General features: G+C 44.9%; 13 protein-coding genes. 7 read left to right on the forward strand and 6 right to left on the reverse strand.

Annotation, left to right across the window (positions count from 1 at the left end; genetic code table 11):
• Nucleotides 1–239 (forward strand): acyl-CoA dehydrogenase family protein (locus tag RM811_RS09395; protein WP_402523293.1); only part of this gene is annotated, 239 nt, incomplete at its 5' end.
• A 65-nt stretch (nucleotides 240–304) separates the two neighbouring features.
• Here RM811_RS09395 and RM811_RS09400 read toward each other — a convergent pair.
• Both RM811_RS09400 and sodB read right to left on the reverse strand, forming a co-directional pair.
• On the reverse strand, nucleotides 305–1,396 hold the full coding sequence (locus RM811_RS09400; RefSeq protein ID WP_402523296.1) for an AraC family transcriptional regulator ligand-binding domain-containing protein: 1,092 nt from the start codon (nucleotides 1,394–1,396) through the stop codon (nucleotides 305–307).
• A gap of 195 nt (nucleotides 1,397–1,591) precedes the next feature.
• A complete protein-coding gene (gene sodB / locus RM811_RS09405; RefSeq protein ID WP_402523298.1) occupies nucleotides 1,592–2,173 on the reverse strand; it encodes a superoxide dismutase [Fe] in 582 nt (193 codons plus the stop codon).
• Nucleotides 2,174–2,486: 313 nt separating this feature from the next.
• On the opposite strand from sodB, the gene RM811_RS09410 reads away from it, so the two are divergent.
• The 5 genes from RM811_RS09410 to RM811_RS09430 all read left to right on the forward strand — a co-directional run bounded on the left by RM811_RS09410 (nucleotide 2,487) and on the right by RM811_RS09430 (nucleotide 9,004).
• Entirely contained in the window at nucleotides 2,487–3,314 is an 828-nt protein-coding gene (locus tag RM811_RS09410; RefSeq protein WP_402523300.1) for a hypothetical protein, read from the forward strand.
• A 32-nt stretch (nucleotides 3,315–3,346) separates the two neighbouring features.
• Nucleotides 3,347–4,264: a hypothetical protein gene (locus tag RM811_RS09415; protein WP_402523302.1), complete on the forward strand. Its 918-nt coding sequence runs from the start codon at nucleotides 3,347–3,349 to the stop codon at nucleotides 4,262–4,264.
• Between the two features lie 330 nt (nucleotides 4,265–4,594).
• On the forward strand, nucleotides 4,595–7,834 hold the full coding sequence (locus RM811_RS09420) for a hypothetical protein (protein ID WP_402523303.1): 3,240 nt from the start codon (nucleotides 4,595–4,597) through the stop codon (nucleotides 7,832–7,834).
• 103 nt (nucleotides 7,835–7,937) lie between these two features.
• A complete protein-coding gene (locus RM811_RS09425) occupies nucleotides 7,938–8,309 on the forward strand; it encodes a hypothetical protein (protein ID WP_402523306.1) in 372 nt (123 codons plus the stop codon).
• Between the two features lie 80 nt (nucleotides 8,310–8,389).
• Nucleotides 8,390–9,004, forward strand: coding sequence for a YigZ family protein (locus tag RM811_RS09430; RefSeq protein WP_402523309.1), 615 nt, complete (start codon nucleotides 8,390–8,392; stop codon nucleotides 9,002–9,004).
• 78 nt (nucleotides 9,005–9,082) lie between these two features.
• On the opposite strand, the gene RM811_RS09435 is transcribed toward RM811_RS09430, so the two are convergent.
• A complete protein-coding gene (locus RM811_RS09435) occupies nucleotides 9,083–9,313 on the reverse strand; it encodes a hypothetical protein (protein WP_402523312.1) in 231 nt (76 codons plus the stop codon).
• 198 nt (nucleotides 9,314–9,511) lie between these two features.
• Here RM811_RS09435 and sbcB point away from each other — a divergent pair, with 198 nt between their 5' ends.
• Complete coding sequence (sbcB, locus tag RM811_RS09440; protein ID WP_402523313.1) at nucleotides 9,512–10,954, forward strand: exodeoxyribonuclease I; 1,443 nt, start codon at nucleotides 9,512–9,514, stop codon at nucleotides 10,952–10,954.
• Between the two features lie 81 nt (nucleotides 10,955–11,035).
• Here sbcB and RM811_RS09445 read toward each other — a convergent pair whose 3' ends face one another.
• From RM811_RS09445 to RM811_RS09455, 3 genes are all read right to left on the reverse strand, one after another.
• Nucleotides 11,036–11,425, reverse strand: a complete 390-nt coding sequence (locus RM811_RS09445) for a response regulator (RefSeq protein ID WP_402523315.1) — start codon at nucleotides 11,423–11,425, stop codon at nucleotides 11,036–11,038.
• Between the two features lie 488 nt (nucleotides 11,426–11,913).
• Nucleotides 11,914–12,567 carry a response regulator transcription factor gene (locus RM811_RS09450; RefSeq protein ID WP_402523317.1) on the reverse strand — a complete coding sequence of 218 codons (654 nt, stop codon included), beginning with the start codon at nucleotides 12,565–12,567 and terminating at the stop codon, nucleotides 11,914–11,916.
• Nucleotides 12,568–13,162: 595 nt separating this feature from the next.
• Nucleotides 13,163–14,311 (reverse strand): aspartate ammonia-lyase (locus RM811_RS09455; RefSeq protein ID WP_402523320.1); only part of this gene is annotated, 1,149 nt, incomplete at its 5' end.

Consider the following 14,311-nt stretch of genomic DNA (forward strand, 5'->3'; position numbering starts at 1 on the left):
TTGCATCCGGTATCAAGGTGTATAGTACTGAGTCCGTGATTCAGGTGTACCGTCTGCTGCTTGATGTTATCGGCGCACCGGGAATGGTTCGCTCTGGCAGTCCCGGCGCTGTAATTCAGGGAGAAATAGAAGAGGGTTATCGTAAATGCCAGATTAACACTTTCGGTGGCGGTGTTAATGAAGTTCAGCGAGAGCTGGTGGCCATGTTTGGTTTGAATATGGCCAGGGCTGCCCGTTAATAAAAAGCTGGCATCAGCCGGCCTTTTTATGATTTTCTTCATATATCCCTTTGATCTATGCTGTTTCAGGCAACCTCTTCGACGTCTTCTATCTGAATATTGTTCTTTTTCCGGAATTCCCCAGGTGTCATATCCGTCCATTTTTTAAATGACCGGTGGAAGGCACTGGGTTCGTCGAACCCCATCAGTGCTGCAACAGAGTTAATGGTCAGGTTTGGCTGACTGAGATAATCAATAGAAGCATCCCTACGACATTCGTCTTTTACTTTCTGATAGGAAGTGCCTTCTTTTTCCAGTCGTCGTCGTAAGGTTCTTGAGGAGATATTCAGCAACTGGGCAAGTTCATCAAAGCTGGGTATCCGGCGGGTGAAGTTATAGCCGATCAGGGCTCTGATCCGTGGAATAATACTGTCACTGCCTTGCTCATCTTTAATGACAAATAGCTGGTAAGGCGCAGTTTCCAGAAAAGCATCCAGAGACTCTTCAGTATGTACCAGTGGAGCGTTCAGCATCTGGGCATTAATGACGATTGAGTTCTCCTGCTGGTCAAACTCAATAGGACAATCAAAGTAGTAGCGGTAGCCGCTCAGGTTCAGGCTGGGGGAACCCATCAGATTCACCCGTTTTACCGCAATATTATTACCGATCAGCCAGCTGCAGAAGCGATGCCAGAGTGAGAGACTGTTCACAACACTCAGTTGTTTGGCAGGCGTCATATACGTATTGAATTTATTAGCAGCACTGGAGTAAACCAAAGTTGCTTCATTACTATCCGGGGTGATCCGGTAAGGTGGTTCAGGCTTTATGGTGATTCCACGAATACCATAGGTCAATGAAGTAAATTCGGTGGTTCTGTCCAGGGCCTTTTGTAATGAATTACAGTGGATAATGCAATAACAGAGCATCCGGAAGGTGCCGGGAGGCATTTTATAGGTGGTACCCAGGCCGAATGCTTCATCCTGCATTGCTCCGGATACTTTGCGGTATAGCTTACTGAAGATAAGTGCCGGGATTTCCAAGTCTTCATCAGTATGCAGTTCCAGCGGGTTAAAAGAGAGCCCTGCATCATTGATCAGTTGGTTGACGTCATAACCCTGTTCCTGAGCCACTTTCAGTAATAGTCTGGCATACTTTGCCGGCATCAGATATTCAGTCATTGTTTTGGTCAGCTTGTAATTATCATAGGAGCGCTGTATTTAGACGACAGATGTTAGCGACAAATCATCAAGGAGACCAGAACTATAGCTTTGGCTTCTGGAGTAGGCATTAAAAAACCGCCTGTTGAATAGTATTCAGCAGGCGGTTTTTATATTAGCCGGTTAAACGGCTAATCAGAGCATTGCTTAACTTGCTTAACCGGCAAAATTCTCTGCAACAAACTCCCAGTTTGCCAGGGCCCAGAAGGCTTTCAGGTAATCCGGACGGACATTGCGGTAGTCGATGTAGTAAGCGTGTTCCCACAGGTCGCAGGTCAGCAGAGGCTTCTGGTCGCCGGTCAGAGGCGTGCCGGCATTGCTGGTGTTGACAATTTCCAGAGAGCCGTCGGTGTTTTTTACCAGCCAGGTCCAGGATGAGCCGAAGTTATTAACGGCCATGTCAGAGAACCTGGCAACAAAGTCATCAAAAGAACCGAAGGCTTTGTCGATCGCTGCAGCCAGCTCACCGGATGGCTTGCCGCCGCCATTTGGGCTCAGGCAGTGCCAGTAGAACGTGTGGTTCCATATCTGTGCAGCGTTGTTGAAGATACCGCCTTCAGACGTCTTGATGATCTCTTCCAGGCTCTTGTTTTCGAGCTCAGTGCCTTCAACCAGACCATTCAGTTTTACCACGTAGGTTTTGTGGTGCTTGCCGTAATGGTAATCCAGGGTTTCCTCAGAAATATGGGGCACCAGAGCATCGCGGGCATAAGGCAGTTCGGGCAGTTGAAAGGCCATTTGTGTTCTCCACTTTTGCTATTAATAGCGGTTGGAATAGTTATGGTTCGTTTAGAGACCTGATTTTTCGCAAAGCGATAGTAGCACTGCGGCTACTACGAATCCATGCGGCTGTATCTTGAGGTTTACTGCAGAGATTTCAAGTCTTAAGTGGCCCTTTATGTTGAATAAAGGGTTGGGGGCTGGATTTCTTTCTTCTACAATAGTGCCTCATTTATTTTTCTTAACAGCCAGGAGCTGGGAACGCCGCTTCACTGAAGTCTAAAAACAGATCGAACGATTAGAGCGGTGTTTTTGATCGAAAGCAGTGATTATGCAAGAGGATAAAAAGATTCGTCAGGCAAACCAGGATTTCTCCATTACCGCCGAGCAGCGCCCTTCAAGACACCGCTCCACTGGTAATGCCCCCAAAAGTGCCGGCAAACCAGCTCCCACCAGTAAAAGCAATGGTGCGGGCTACTTTGTTTCTGGCGTGCTGTTTGTGCTTCTGGCCGGTGTTGCCGCTGGTGGTTACTGGCAAGTGGCTGAATTGCAGAAAACGCTGGTAGATATCCGGCAGGCGCTTCAGGAAACCCGTGACCAGTTAGGCCTGGTGACCGGACAGGTTTCTCAAACCGGTGAAACCATTAACCAGAGTGACTCCATCTTCCGCTCTGAGCTCAAAGTGGTTAACTCTGAAATTCGCAAGCTCTGGGATGTTTCCAACAAGAGAAACCGTCAGGCGATCAATGAGAATAAAGAGAAGATTGAGCAGGGGGGGAAGAAGCTGGATCTTGCCATCAAACAGTCGGATGCTGCCATCAAACAGTCGGATGCTGCCAGAAAGTCAGCTGGCCAGCAGGTTTCAAAGCTGACAGTGCTGGACCAGATGATTAAAGCCGTGACTAGCGAGCAGTTGGTCGCCAACTCGGATATGACCGCCCATGTTGAAGCGCTTAAGGCTGAAATTGATGGGTTAAAGAGCCGTTTGTCAGCGCAGAAGGCCGTTGAGCAGCAAGTTCAGGCTTCCACACAAACTCAGGAAGAACTGAGTAAAAAGCTTAGTGCCTTCCAGAGTCAGATTTCCCTGAGGCTGCAACAGCTGGAAAACTCCATGCGGGATCTTGGCAAACCGAAAGATAACGGCCTGACGATTCAGTAGTTTTAATTTGAGATCAGGGGTGGAAGTGGCCGGTGAACCATAAGAAATACGGAATACTGATTGCATTACTGGCCACTATTTGGTTACAGGGATGCAGTTGGCTTGATTTTTTTGAGGACTCTGGTCGTTCATTTAAGGAACCGTCAGAGCTGCGAGTTCAGGCTCGCTGGTTCAGTCCTGATCTGCCTGCAGAGGCGCTTTCCCTGTCACCAGACAGTAAAACCATCACAGGGCAGTGTACATTTCAACCAGAATTACTAAGCCTTCTGCCATCCAACCCCCGTGGAATTCTCCTTCCGATGATGGCCTTCGGTGAAGAGGGGCAGGTGACTCTTGATCCAGTGGCCAGTAAACCGGTTTATAAGGCGCTGCAATCGACATGGTTATTGGGGTCTCCCCATGACAGCCTCCAGCTCTATCAGCGTTGGGTGAGCAGTGTTGAATATTCATGCCCTGATGGCCTGGGCCGGGAACTTTCCAGATGTGATATGAAGCCCTTCCATTCTCTGGGAGGGATTCTGGGTAGTGAATCAAACTATGATCTTGACCGAATCAATAACTGGTTGATTAAACAGGAATCATTGCGATATCTGATCCTTCCTGATCTGGAGCTGTTAAAGTCAGAGGCTGTGCTCCAGTTCCGTTATTCACCAAACTCTCCTGTGATAACCAGACCGGCAGAGCCTGATTTTACTCAAGTTACACCATTCATGTTAAGGCAGACACTGGACTGGGTCTTACTGGATGAAAGTAGTCGATTGATTTCTGAGGAATTTATTAGTTATGGACACTGTTCGGTTACCTGGTATGAGCTGGAGGGGTTAATGGCTTCGGGAGAGAATGTGGAGCTGAGTTTTGATCAGTTAAATAAGGTAAACATGATACTAAATCAAGAGGTGGCTGAATTATTAAAACGCTTGTCTTTTCAAATTGGAATTGAATATAAGTAATTGAAGTGTCTCAAAGTCAAGTTTTTTCGGTTGAGATATTAAATGTTGATTTATTGGTTTTGTTTCATAAGTCAAAAAAATGTCCTGTTAAAATTGAGTCTTTGGTTTAATAAAAGTTTCAAGTGGCTTCTTGTTGATAATTAATTGTTTTTTTGTCAAAAAAACCATCTTTTATTAATGGTTTTAATTGGTTTTTTTGTTCTGCTAGCCTGAAGTTAATGAGTGTGGCCAATATTTGATCAGTGTTGAGTGAATAAAATAATAACTTGGTTTTTTAATGGATTCCCACCTTTGGTTTATTTAAATAATAATTAATAGTCTGAGTTTATTATGAATAAAGGTAGCGGATTAACAGGTCATAGCTTTAGTCCACAAGATATTCCTTATGTAAAAGGAAATAAGTTAGATGGTCAGGAAAATGATGGTCTAAAAGTGAAAGCAGGGGCTGTTCCTGAACTCTCCAGAAATAGACAAAGCCCCTCCGATAGCTCTCCTGATGATCAAAAGATTTCCCGGAGGTCTGTACGATGTGCAGATTCTATAAAAAATACCTACAGTAATGGCCGGGTAAGGGCAGGGTTGGTCAAAGAGATAAGTCGTGCTCTTGATGAAAATAGGGTAATAAAAGTAAATGATGATTCTCAGGGAAATAAAAAGTTAAAAAATCTTAATAATCAATTAATTAAAGTATTAAGTGAGCTTGAGAATAGTACAGATTTATCATCCATCGGAAAAAAGTTTCAGGAAAAAGCCAAAGAAATAAACGCTGATAACCCAGCAGAGGTTGCACGGATTGTTATTGATTTAAGTTTTGATCTCATACAGTGGCACATGCATGGTGATTGGCTTGATTATGACCCAAGAGCTAAGCGTTTAAGCCAGATTGACCCGGAATTAAAAGATATTCTCAAACATTTCATTGTAGATATGGATAAGGGCTTGGTAGACACGGATGAGGGCTACGATTCTGAGCCAGATCTTGATACAGAATGGGATCGGGAGCTTGATGTATCAGAGCCAAAAGGTCAGGAGTATAGGGCTGCAAAGAACGTAGTCGAGAGAGTTCAACAATACTGGGCAACCACAGAATATCTTGAAGAGGCTAAGTTTTATCCGGTGAATATTGAACCGGATGGTGATAATCTTCCTGCCTCCCTTGAATCAGTTGCTACTCAGACCCTTGGCACACTACTCGTGGATACCAATACAGAGATAGAGGAGGGGGATTTACCCGATCCGGAAAGAGACGAGCTTAATAAGCTGCGGGATGAGGCCAGCGAGGCGAATCAGCGAGCAACGGAGGCCCGGGATGAAGCCAACCAGCTGCGCACCCAGGTTCAGGCGGTACAGGCCGAATTGAACGATGCGAAGGCCAGTACGAGTGCTATGACAACAGCGCTATCTGGATTACAGGATCAGTTAAAAAAGGTTCGTGCTAATTCAGGCCAAGTTGGTAAAAAGAATAATACAGCGAAATCAGAGGTTGATAAAAATCAAAAGAAAATTAAAAAGCTGGAGGGTGAAGTAAGTAGTCTTCAGCATGAGTTGACCACAGTAGCACTTGAAAAAAGTAAGAGTACCCTGAACTTACAATCGAAAAACGATAATCTCAAAAAAGAAAATGACGATTTGATCAGGCGGTTGTCAGAAACGACAGATGAGTTTGATAAAAATAGCCTGTCCGGTCAGAGAATGGTGATAGGTGACCGGGTGCAATTTGAACTATCAAATGAAAAGCTTAAAAGTCTGAATGAGCAGAATAAAACACAGCATGAGTTGCTGGAGCAGTACACAAGTAGATTAGCCATTGCCGGGGTAGATCATCAAAGTGAAGTTAATGATTTAAGGTATGAATTGGAGAATCTTAAACAGAACAGTGAAATTCTTGGTGGCGAAAATAAGATATTACGCGAGCAGGCATCCAGTCTGGAAAAACAACTGAATGAAGTAAAAGAAAAAGCCAGAAAAGCAGAGTCAACTGCTGAAGCGAAAAGGCAACTCATACCTCAAATAGAAATAAATTCTTTTGCAAAAGGTGAGAAAACAGGCTCGAAGACTGCGTGGGAAGATACCGGTAAAAAGATCGGCATTTATAAAAAAGAAATCTCTTTCTTGAAAAAAGAAAGAGTTGATTTAGAGAAGCAGTTGGATGATCAAGAAAAACAATACCGATTAAAACTGCATAACAATGAAGAAGAATTCGATGATACAGTTAGGGAGTTAAATAGTACTCTTGAAAAAGTACAAGGTCATTTGAATGCTAAATCAGATGAAGTGGTAGATCTTGAACAGAAGTTGGAAGATAAAGGGTTTGAGTTTGAAGAAAGTCAGATAGATCAGCAAACCCAGCTTGAAGAAATTATAGATCTAAAAGAAAAGTTGAAGGATGTAAGGTCAGATCATAGTGAAGCACTTAAAGCTGAAAGCCTGAAAGTTCGCTTAGAAGATATTGAAAGACAATTGACTGAGAAGTCAGATGAATTGGCAAAGCTCTCTAGTCAGAATGCAGTAATCAATTCTGGCTATAACGATAGAGTAAAAAGAATTGATGACCTTCATGATGAAATATCCGTGATTGAGGAAAAATTAAAGAGTTCTCAATCTATGAATGGCGAAATTCAGGGTGTGAATGAGGAGCTTAAATCTGCTTTAGTGTCGAAAGAATTTGTTTTAGGGTTAAAAGAAGCTGAATTGGGTGGGGCTCGGTCAGACCTTTCAAAAGCCAAGAAGGAAAATGCATATTATAAAGATCAATTGGAAGGCCTGAGGATAGGGAGCGAGGGGCTTGAGATTGATCTGGCGGCAGTTGTAAAATCACGTAAAGATGTTGAGGGTGCTCAGCGTAAGCAATATGCTGAATTTGAAAAAGAAATAGAAAATATTGAAGGTCAGCAGGTTAAACTAAAGAACTTTATTGTTGATCTTTATAACCGGATGAGCGGATTAGCTGGTAATCTTAATGGCAATGCTCAAACTGATGATTTTTCTGCTTCTGATATTAATGACGAATCTGTATCGAAAAGAATTGCAGTGCTTGAAAATCTGCCTGACGTTTTTAACATTCTGATTAAAGAGAAAGACCGTGCTCTACAGCAACAGTATGAAGGTTCTATTGAGTTAAAAGAAGTTAGGGAAGAGCTAAAGAAAATAACAGAAGGGTTAAAATATGAGAATATTAAACTAAAAAATCTCTCTAACGATTTAGAGATAACTAAGAAGTCTCGTGAGTCTCTTGAAAACCAATTGAGTGACGCTAAACAGGAGTTACAAGATAGTAAGAATGAGTTATCAAATCATCATTCTGTGGGTAATCCTAAAGCTTTGCAGCATTTGCAGTCATCGTTGAGAGAAGTAAGTGATAAAAATGATAGATTACTAAGTAGTATAGAAGCCAGGTTGCAGGCTTTCGTAATGGTTCGAGATGAAAATACCACTGAAGATTATTATGAAAATGTAAAAGAATTACTTGTAGACTGTAAAAAAGAGTTGTCAGAAATACGATCTTCAAATGACAGTAAAAATACGTTGGCTAAAGAGGTTGTTAAACGGGTAGAAGATGGAAAAAACTGAAAAAATAGAATGACGTTTAATTATGGAGTTCATGGTTTTTCATTTAGTAGTGAGTGTTAAAAAATATTCTAAAGATGAAACAGTACCGGTAAAGGCGTAGCATATGTCATTAGTACCCAGCGGTAAGGAACGCCGCTCAATTAAGCGTCACCAGTTGCAAGATTATTTGAAAATTTATAATCGAAATACCATGAGGGTTATGGGAAGTATTGGCAATATCAGCTGCAATGGATTGATGCTGATCAGTTCTGTGCCTGTTTTGATTGGCGCTGTTTACAATATGCGAATTATTCTACCCGATAATGATATGGGTGAGCGCTACCTGGATTTTGATGTTCGCAGTCATTGGTGCAAGCCCGATGTGGGGCCAGAATATTTTGATTCGGGCTACAGCATTGTTAATGCGGGACATGATATTATCGACCTGGTGGATACACTGAAAGATTATTTTACCTTCGGCGAGGTCAGTGACTGACTGTCTGACCTTAACCGGTAGACTGCTGTTTTACCGATTTAGCGTTTATTGATCATTATTGATAGCTGTTCCAGGTCACCATGTCTGCTGATTACTTTGTTCCTGCACAAGTTATTATCGTTGAAACCGAAATCAAGAAAAGTCGCTTTATTGCCTGCCTTGCTCCAGCCACTTCCCGTAAGGAAGCCCTGGCCTTTGTTGAATCGAAACGTATTGAGTACCCGGATGCGACCCATCACTGTTTAGCCTTTGTTGCCGGTGTACCTGAGGGTGGGGCTGTTGTTGGCTCTGATGATGATGGAGAGCCATCCGGTACTGCCGGGCGTCCTATGTTGAATGTGCTTCAGCATAAGGGTATTGGTGATATTGTCGCTGTGGTTGTCCGTTACTTTGGGGGGGTTAAGCTGGGAGCCGGCGGTCTTGTCAGGGCATACAGTGCTTCAGTCCAGAAAGCCTGTGAGGTGTTGCCACTTGAGAAACGGGTGGCAATGAAACACGGGGTACTGATGTGTGACTACGCCCATGAGCAAGTGGTTCGCCATCACCTTGAGCAATATCACGGGACACTGGAAACCTGTAACTATGGTCAGGCCGTTAGCATGACTATTTCCATGGCAGAAACAGGTTGTGATGCGCTTGCCAGTCATTTGCATGATGTGAGTCGCGGGCAAATTATTATTCAGTGGCAGGATTAAAGTGGTTTAATGATTCTGGTTCAAAAGAGCCGGATCAAAAGAGTAAGCTGAAACTGATGAAGGGGACAGCACGCCCCTTTAATGGTGGCTGTCGAAATCAATGGCGTCTTCATAAACCCAGTATTTCTGATCGCATAGAACCTTGTTATCGGTGACCGCCATAAACAGCCCGGCACCAACCGGAGGCATTGTGCTTTCTCCCATGTATTTCCACTCAATACTTTTTCCCGCGATTTTCTGCAGGCAGAGCGGATAGTTTCCCTTGAAAACCGGGGTAAATATGCCGTCGCGTCTATCTCCATTTTTCATTTTCTTTCCTCCTGTCCTGAAGTTTGCTATCGGCCACGCTGAGGCTCAGTGATGGTTTTTTTATTGATTGAGTAAAAATGGGTTGTGTACCTGTGGGTGGGCTGGTTTCTTTTGCCAGTGGCAGCGATACTGTGGAGTCTCTCAGGACTGAGTAGCAGATTGTGCGGGTGACTAATGAACACCATTGAAGGCTATTAAATGAAAACATTTTATTTCCATGACTACGAAACTTTCGGTATTGATCCAGCCCTGGATTGGCCTGCCCAGTTTGCTGGTATCCGAACCGATGCCGAGTTTAATGAAATAGGAGAGCCGCTGAATATTTTCTGTCGGTTGCCGGAAGACCATTTGCCGAACCCTATGGCCTGTCTTGTTACCGGTTTGACTCCACAGAAAGTGAATGAGCAGGGGCTGATTGAACCTGAGTTTATTCGCCAGATTCATGCTGAGTTGATGGTTCCCGGTACCTGCACCCTGGGCTATAACAGCCTCCGTTTTGATGATGAAGTGACCCGGAATATTCTCTATCGAAATTTCTATGACCCCTATGCCCGGGAGTGGCAGAACGGCAACAGCCGCTGGGATCTTATTGATCTGGTTCGGCTGACTGCAGCGTTGAGGCCTGAAGGTATTGAGTGGCCGCTGCGGGAAGACGGCTTCAAAAGTTTCCGACTGGAAGAACTTACTGCCGCTAATGGTTTGGATCATGGTTCAGCCCATGATGCACTGTCGGATGTCCGTGCCACCATTGCTCTGGCCAAACTGATTCGTCAGCGACAGCCCAAGGTGTTTCAGTTCTATCTTACTCATCGTGGTAAGCGTGAAGTTGCCGGGCTGTTAAATCTGACCCGTCAGGAGATGGTTGTGCATGTTTCCGGCATGTTTGGTGCCCATCGACATAACCTGGCGGTAGTGATGCCATTGATTGACCATCCGGTGAATCGTAATGGTGTGGTTGTTTATGACCTGTCAGTGGATCCGACACCGCTGTTGAATTTGTCGGTTGAAGAGATCAGGCGACGATTATTCAGTCGTTCAGATCAGCTGGAAGAGGGCGTAGAGCGAATTCCGCTGAAAACTATTCACCTGAATAAATGTCCTGTAGTTGCCCCGCCGGGTGTTCTGAGGGCAGAGGATCAGGAACGATTGGAGCTGGATATGGTCAGGTGTGAAGTGCACCGAAGTCAATTAATGGCTGACACCCGTCTCACAGCAAAGCTCAGGGAGGTGTTTTCACAATCGCCATCGAATAATAAGCATACGGACCCGGATCAGATGATTTATTCCGGTGGTTTTTTCTCCCCGGCAGATCGTCATGAAATGGGGCGTATTTTAACGGCGGAGCCTTCGGAGTTAACCCATCTTGGCCTTTCTTTTTCAGATAAGCGCCTTAATGAAATGTTGTTTCGTTTTCGTGGGCGGCACTATTTTGAAACGCTGGATGAAGAAGATCAGTTGCTTTGGAAGCAGTATTGCCGTGAGCGATTATCCGGGCAATTGCATTCAGGTAATGATCAGTTATTAACACTCAATCATTTTTGGGATGAGTGGCGATCCGCTCAGGAAATGGTCGGTGAGGATTTCGGGAAGCAGACGCTGCTAACGCAGTTGTCCGAGTACGTGAAGGGGGTGTCTGGATAAGCTGTGTATTGATTAACCACTCATTGTTTGTTGGCAAAAAGTTGAAAATAGATGACCGCATAAACGCCAAAAGGCAGGTGCTTATGCGGATTGGAATGAGTGCTTTACCACCTGGTTAAGCTGCTCGGCCAGTCGACCATAAATGGTTGGCTTTTCAATGTAATCCACAGCACCCGCTTTAATGGCGGCAACCGCGCTGGATACATCATTGTGATGCCCGAGAATAATAACCGGAACCTGGTGGTTCTCACTGGCCAGATCCTGCATCAGGTTCAGGGCCTGTCCATGGGGTTGATCATTAGCCGCAATGATGCAGGAAGGCTGGTCTGCCTTAAGTGCATTTAGCAGTTCAAAGTGTGAACCGAAGCAGATAAGCTTCAGTGATTTTTCATGGCACAGGCTGCGAATAGCCTCGGTGGTGCCGGAATCCTGTTCCAATAGGTAGACTGAGCAGTGTATTGCTAGGTTCATAAGGGCAGCCTTGCGGTAAAAAGAAACCTGTATGGTTGCAATGAAAATATGAGCTGATTTCTGACCAATTGTTACTAAAAGGAATTCAGAAAGTCATTCACAGTTTCTTCTTGCCATTGTCTAATGGTACGACTTCAGTTTAGTTTTAGCTGGCAAATTGCTGAATGGAGGGATGTACTTGACGTTATTCGGCGAGTACCTAAGGATCTGCCTGATCGTTCGTTCAATTATTATATTGTTCGTTTAGCTCTTTTTTGAATGATCAAATATGAAGCTATGAAGGATTATTATTTGGTCAATCACATAAACACTTCGCAATAAATCCTTTATAGCAGTAAGTGATTTGATTTTTCCATAGGTACCAAAAGCTCAGGCTGTATTGAGAGAATACAGTCCAAAGAACTGGACAATCATCAGTTACTTTTTCTGAACACAGGGGGGCGCTCCGAATACCTCAGTTAATTAGAGGTAAACGGAGAAGAGGGGGGTTAGATTTTGAAATTAAACTCGCCTTCAAGGTGCTCTTTTACCTGCATGACCTGACGCACCAGGTGAGCAAGGGACTTGGTACCCATCTTTTCCATGACGCGGGAACGGTGAATTTCAACCGTGCGCTGGCTCAGGTTGATGTCGGCCGCGATCACCTTGTTGGCTTTGCCTTCAACCACATGACGCAAAACTTCACGCTCACGGTCAGTGAGGGTGGAAAGTCTGCGCAGAATTTCTTTGTGCTCAAGGAGTTCTTTTCTTTGCTGGGTGTCCAGTTTCAGACCATCGTTAATCAGGTCCAGAAGCTCCTGGTCACGGAAAGGCTTCTGAATAAAGTTCATGGCACCATCTTTGATGGCCTGAACCGCCATGGGAACATCACCGTGGCCAGTGATGAAGATGATCGGAAGAATGCAGTGCATTTCGTTGAGCTTGCTTTGGAGCTCAAGGCCGCTCATACCTGGCATGCGAATATCCAGCACAATACAGCCGGGCCGGTTTTCATCATAAATTTCAAGGAACTCAGCAGGGGAAGAAAAGGTTTCTACAGTCTGACCTACCGACTTCATCAGCATTTTCAGCGAGTCACGTACAGCCTCGTCATCATCGATAATAAATACGGTAGGTACTTGCTTCATGTCCTGTTGCTGCATAATGACTCCACTGTGGGAAAATTGTCGTATAATTGGGTGTTTTTGCCATCAGGCTGGAAATAGGGGTTATGCGGGAAAGCCATTATTAAAGCTCTTTGAGCATCAACTCTTCTGTCCAGAAGGTTGCCCGGAAAGAACAGTGGTTGAAAAAGATTGCTTAAAGGCCGTGGAATTCGCTCTGTATTTTAGCAAAAGTTTAGCAGAGTATGATGCCGTTGCTTTAGTTAGCAGACAAAAAAATTAACTCCGGCTTTTACTGAGGCTCTGTTTAAAAAAGCGTAGCACTTTTCGCATTTTTACAGATTAGCCCTTACCACTGGCTTCTGTTTCTTCTGATTTTATTCCAGTCATTCCCGCTGATTGCGTATGTTTACCGGCTATGTTGCGCAAATCAACATAAACCTGACTAAGGCGCAGTATGTTAGATGATATTTCCTGTATTGTTATCAGGGATTATACGGTCTTTTTTGCGGTTTTCTTCCTGGGTTGGTGCTGTGTACGCAGCGAAACATCAACAGACCTAAGGAGTTCCGGAAACAAAAAAGGCCTGCTTCAGGGCAGGCCTTTAGTTCTCATTCAGCGCATTAAAATGGGCTTAGTGTGGTACTGAACTCAGGTTCATGGGGGCGATCATATTTTCTGGCTTCAGAATTTCACGTAACTGCTCTTCAGTGAGCAGGCCTTCTTCAAGTACCAGGTCAACTACACGACGACCACCCTTCAGTGCAGCCATAGCAATACGGCTGGAGTTTTCATAGCCCAGGTATGGGTTCAGAGCGGTCACCAGACCAATACTGTTATCTACATAGCTCTGGCAAACTTCACGGTTTGCTGTAATGCCCTTGATGCACTTCTCAGTCAGCATATTCATGCCACCAGCCAGCTGCTGGATGGACTCAAGAATGTTGTAGACCAGAACAGGCTCCGCATAGTTCAGCTGCAGCTGAGCGGCTTCTGACGCCAGGGTTACCGTCAGGTCATTACCGATTACATGGAATGCAATCTGGTTCATGGCTTCAGGAATAACCGGGTTCACTTTACCTGGCATGATAGAAGAACCTGGCTGCATTTCTGGCAGGTTAATCTCGTTGAAACCACACATCGGGCCACTGGACAGCAGTCGCAGGTCATTACTGATCTTGGACAGCTTAACCGCCAGACGTTTCAGGGAGCTGGAGAAAATAACGAAAGCACCCATGTCAGAAGTGGCTTCGACCAGGTCCCCGGCAAGAATTATTTGCTGTCCGGAAATTTCTGTCAGGTATTTAACGGCAAGTGGTGCATAGCGGCTGTCGGCAGTGATACCGGTACCGATGGCAGTACCACCGAGGTTAACTTCGAGCAGCAGAGCAGCCATTTCGCTGATCCGATGAACGTCTTCACCGATGGTGGTGCTGAATGCTCTGAATTCCTGACCCAGAGTCATAGGAACGGCGTCCTGAAGCTGGGTACGGCCCATTTTCAGGATATCTTTGAACTCGCCTGCTTTCACATCCAGGGCATTTTTCAGAGACTTGATCGCTACCAGCAGTGTTTTGTGCTTGAGGACCATCGCCAGACGCATGGCGGTTGGGTATACGTCGTTGGTAGACTGAGCCATGTTGACGTGGGTGTTCGGATGCAGGAACTGGTATTCCCCACGACGGTGGCCCATCAGTTCCAGGGCACGGTTACAGATAACTTCGTTGGCATTCATGTTGGTGGAAGTACCGGCACCACCCTGAATCATATCAACGACAAACTG

The organism is Endozoicomonas sp. (assembly GCF_031844845.1).
GTDB lineage: Bacteria > Pseudomonadota > Gammaproteobacteria > Pseudomonadales > Endozoicomonadaceae > Endozoicomonas.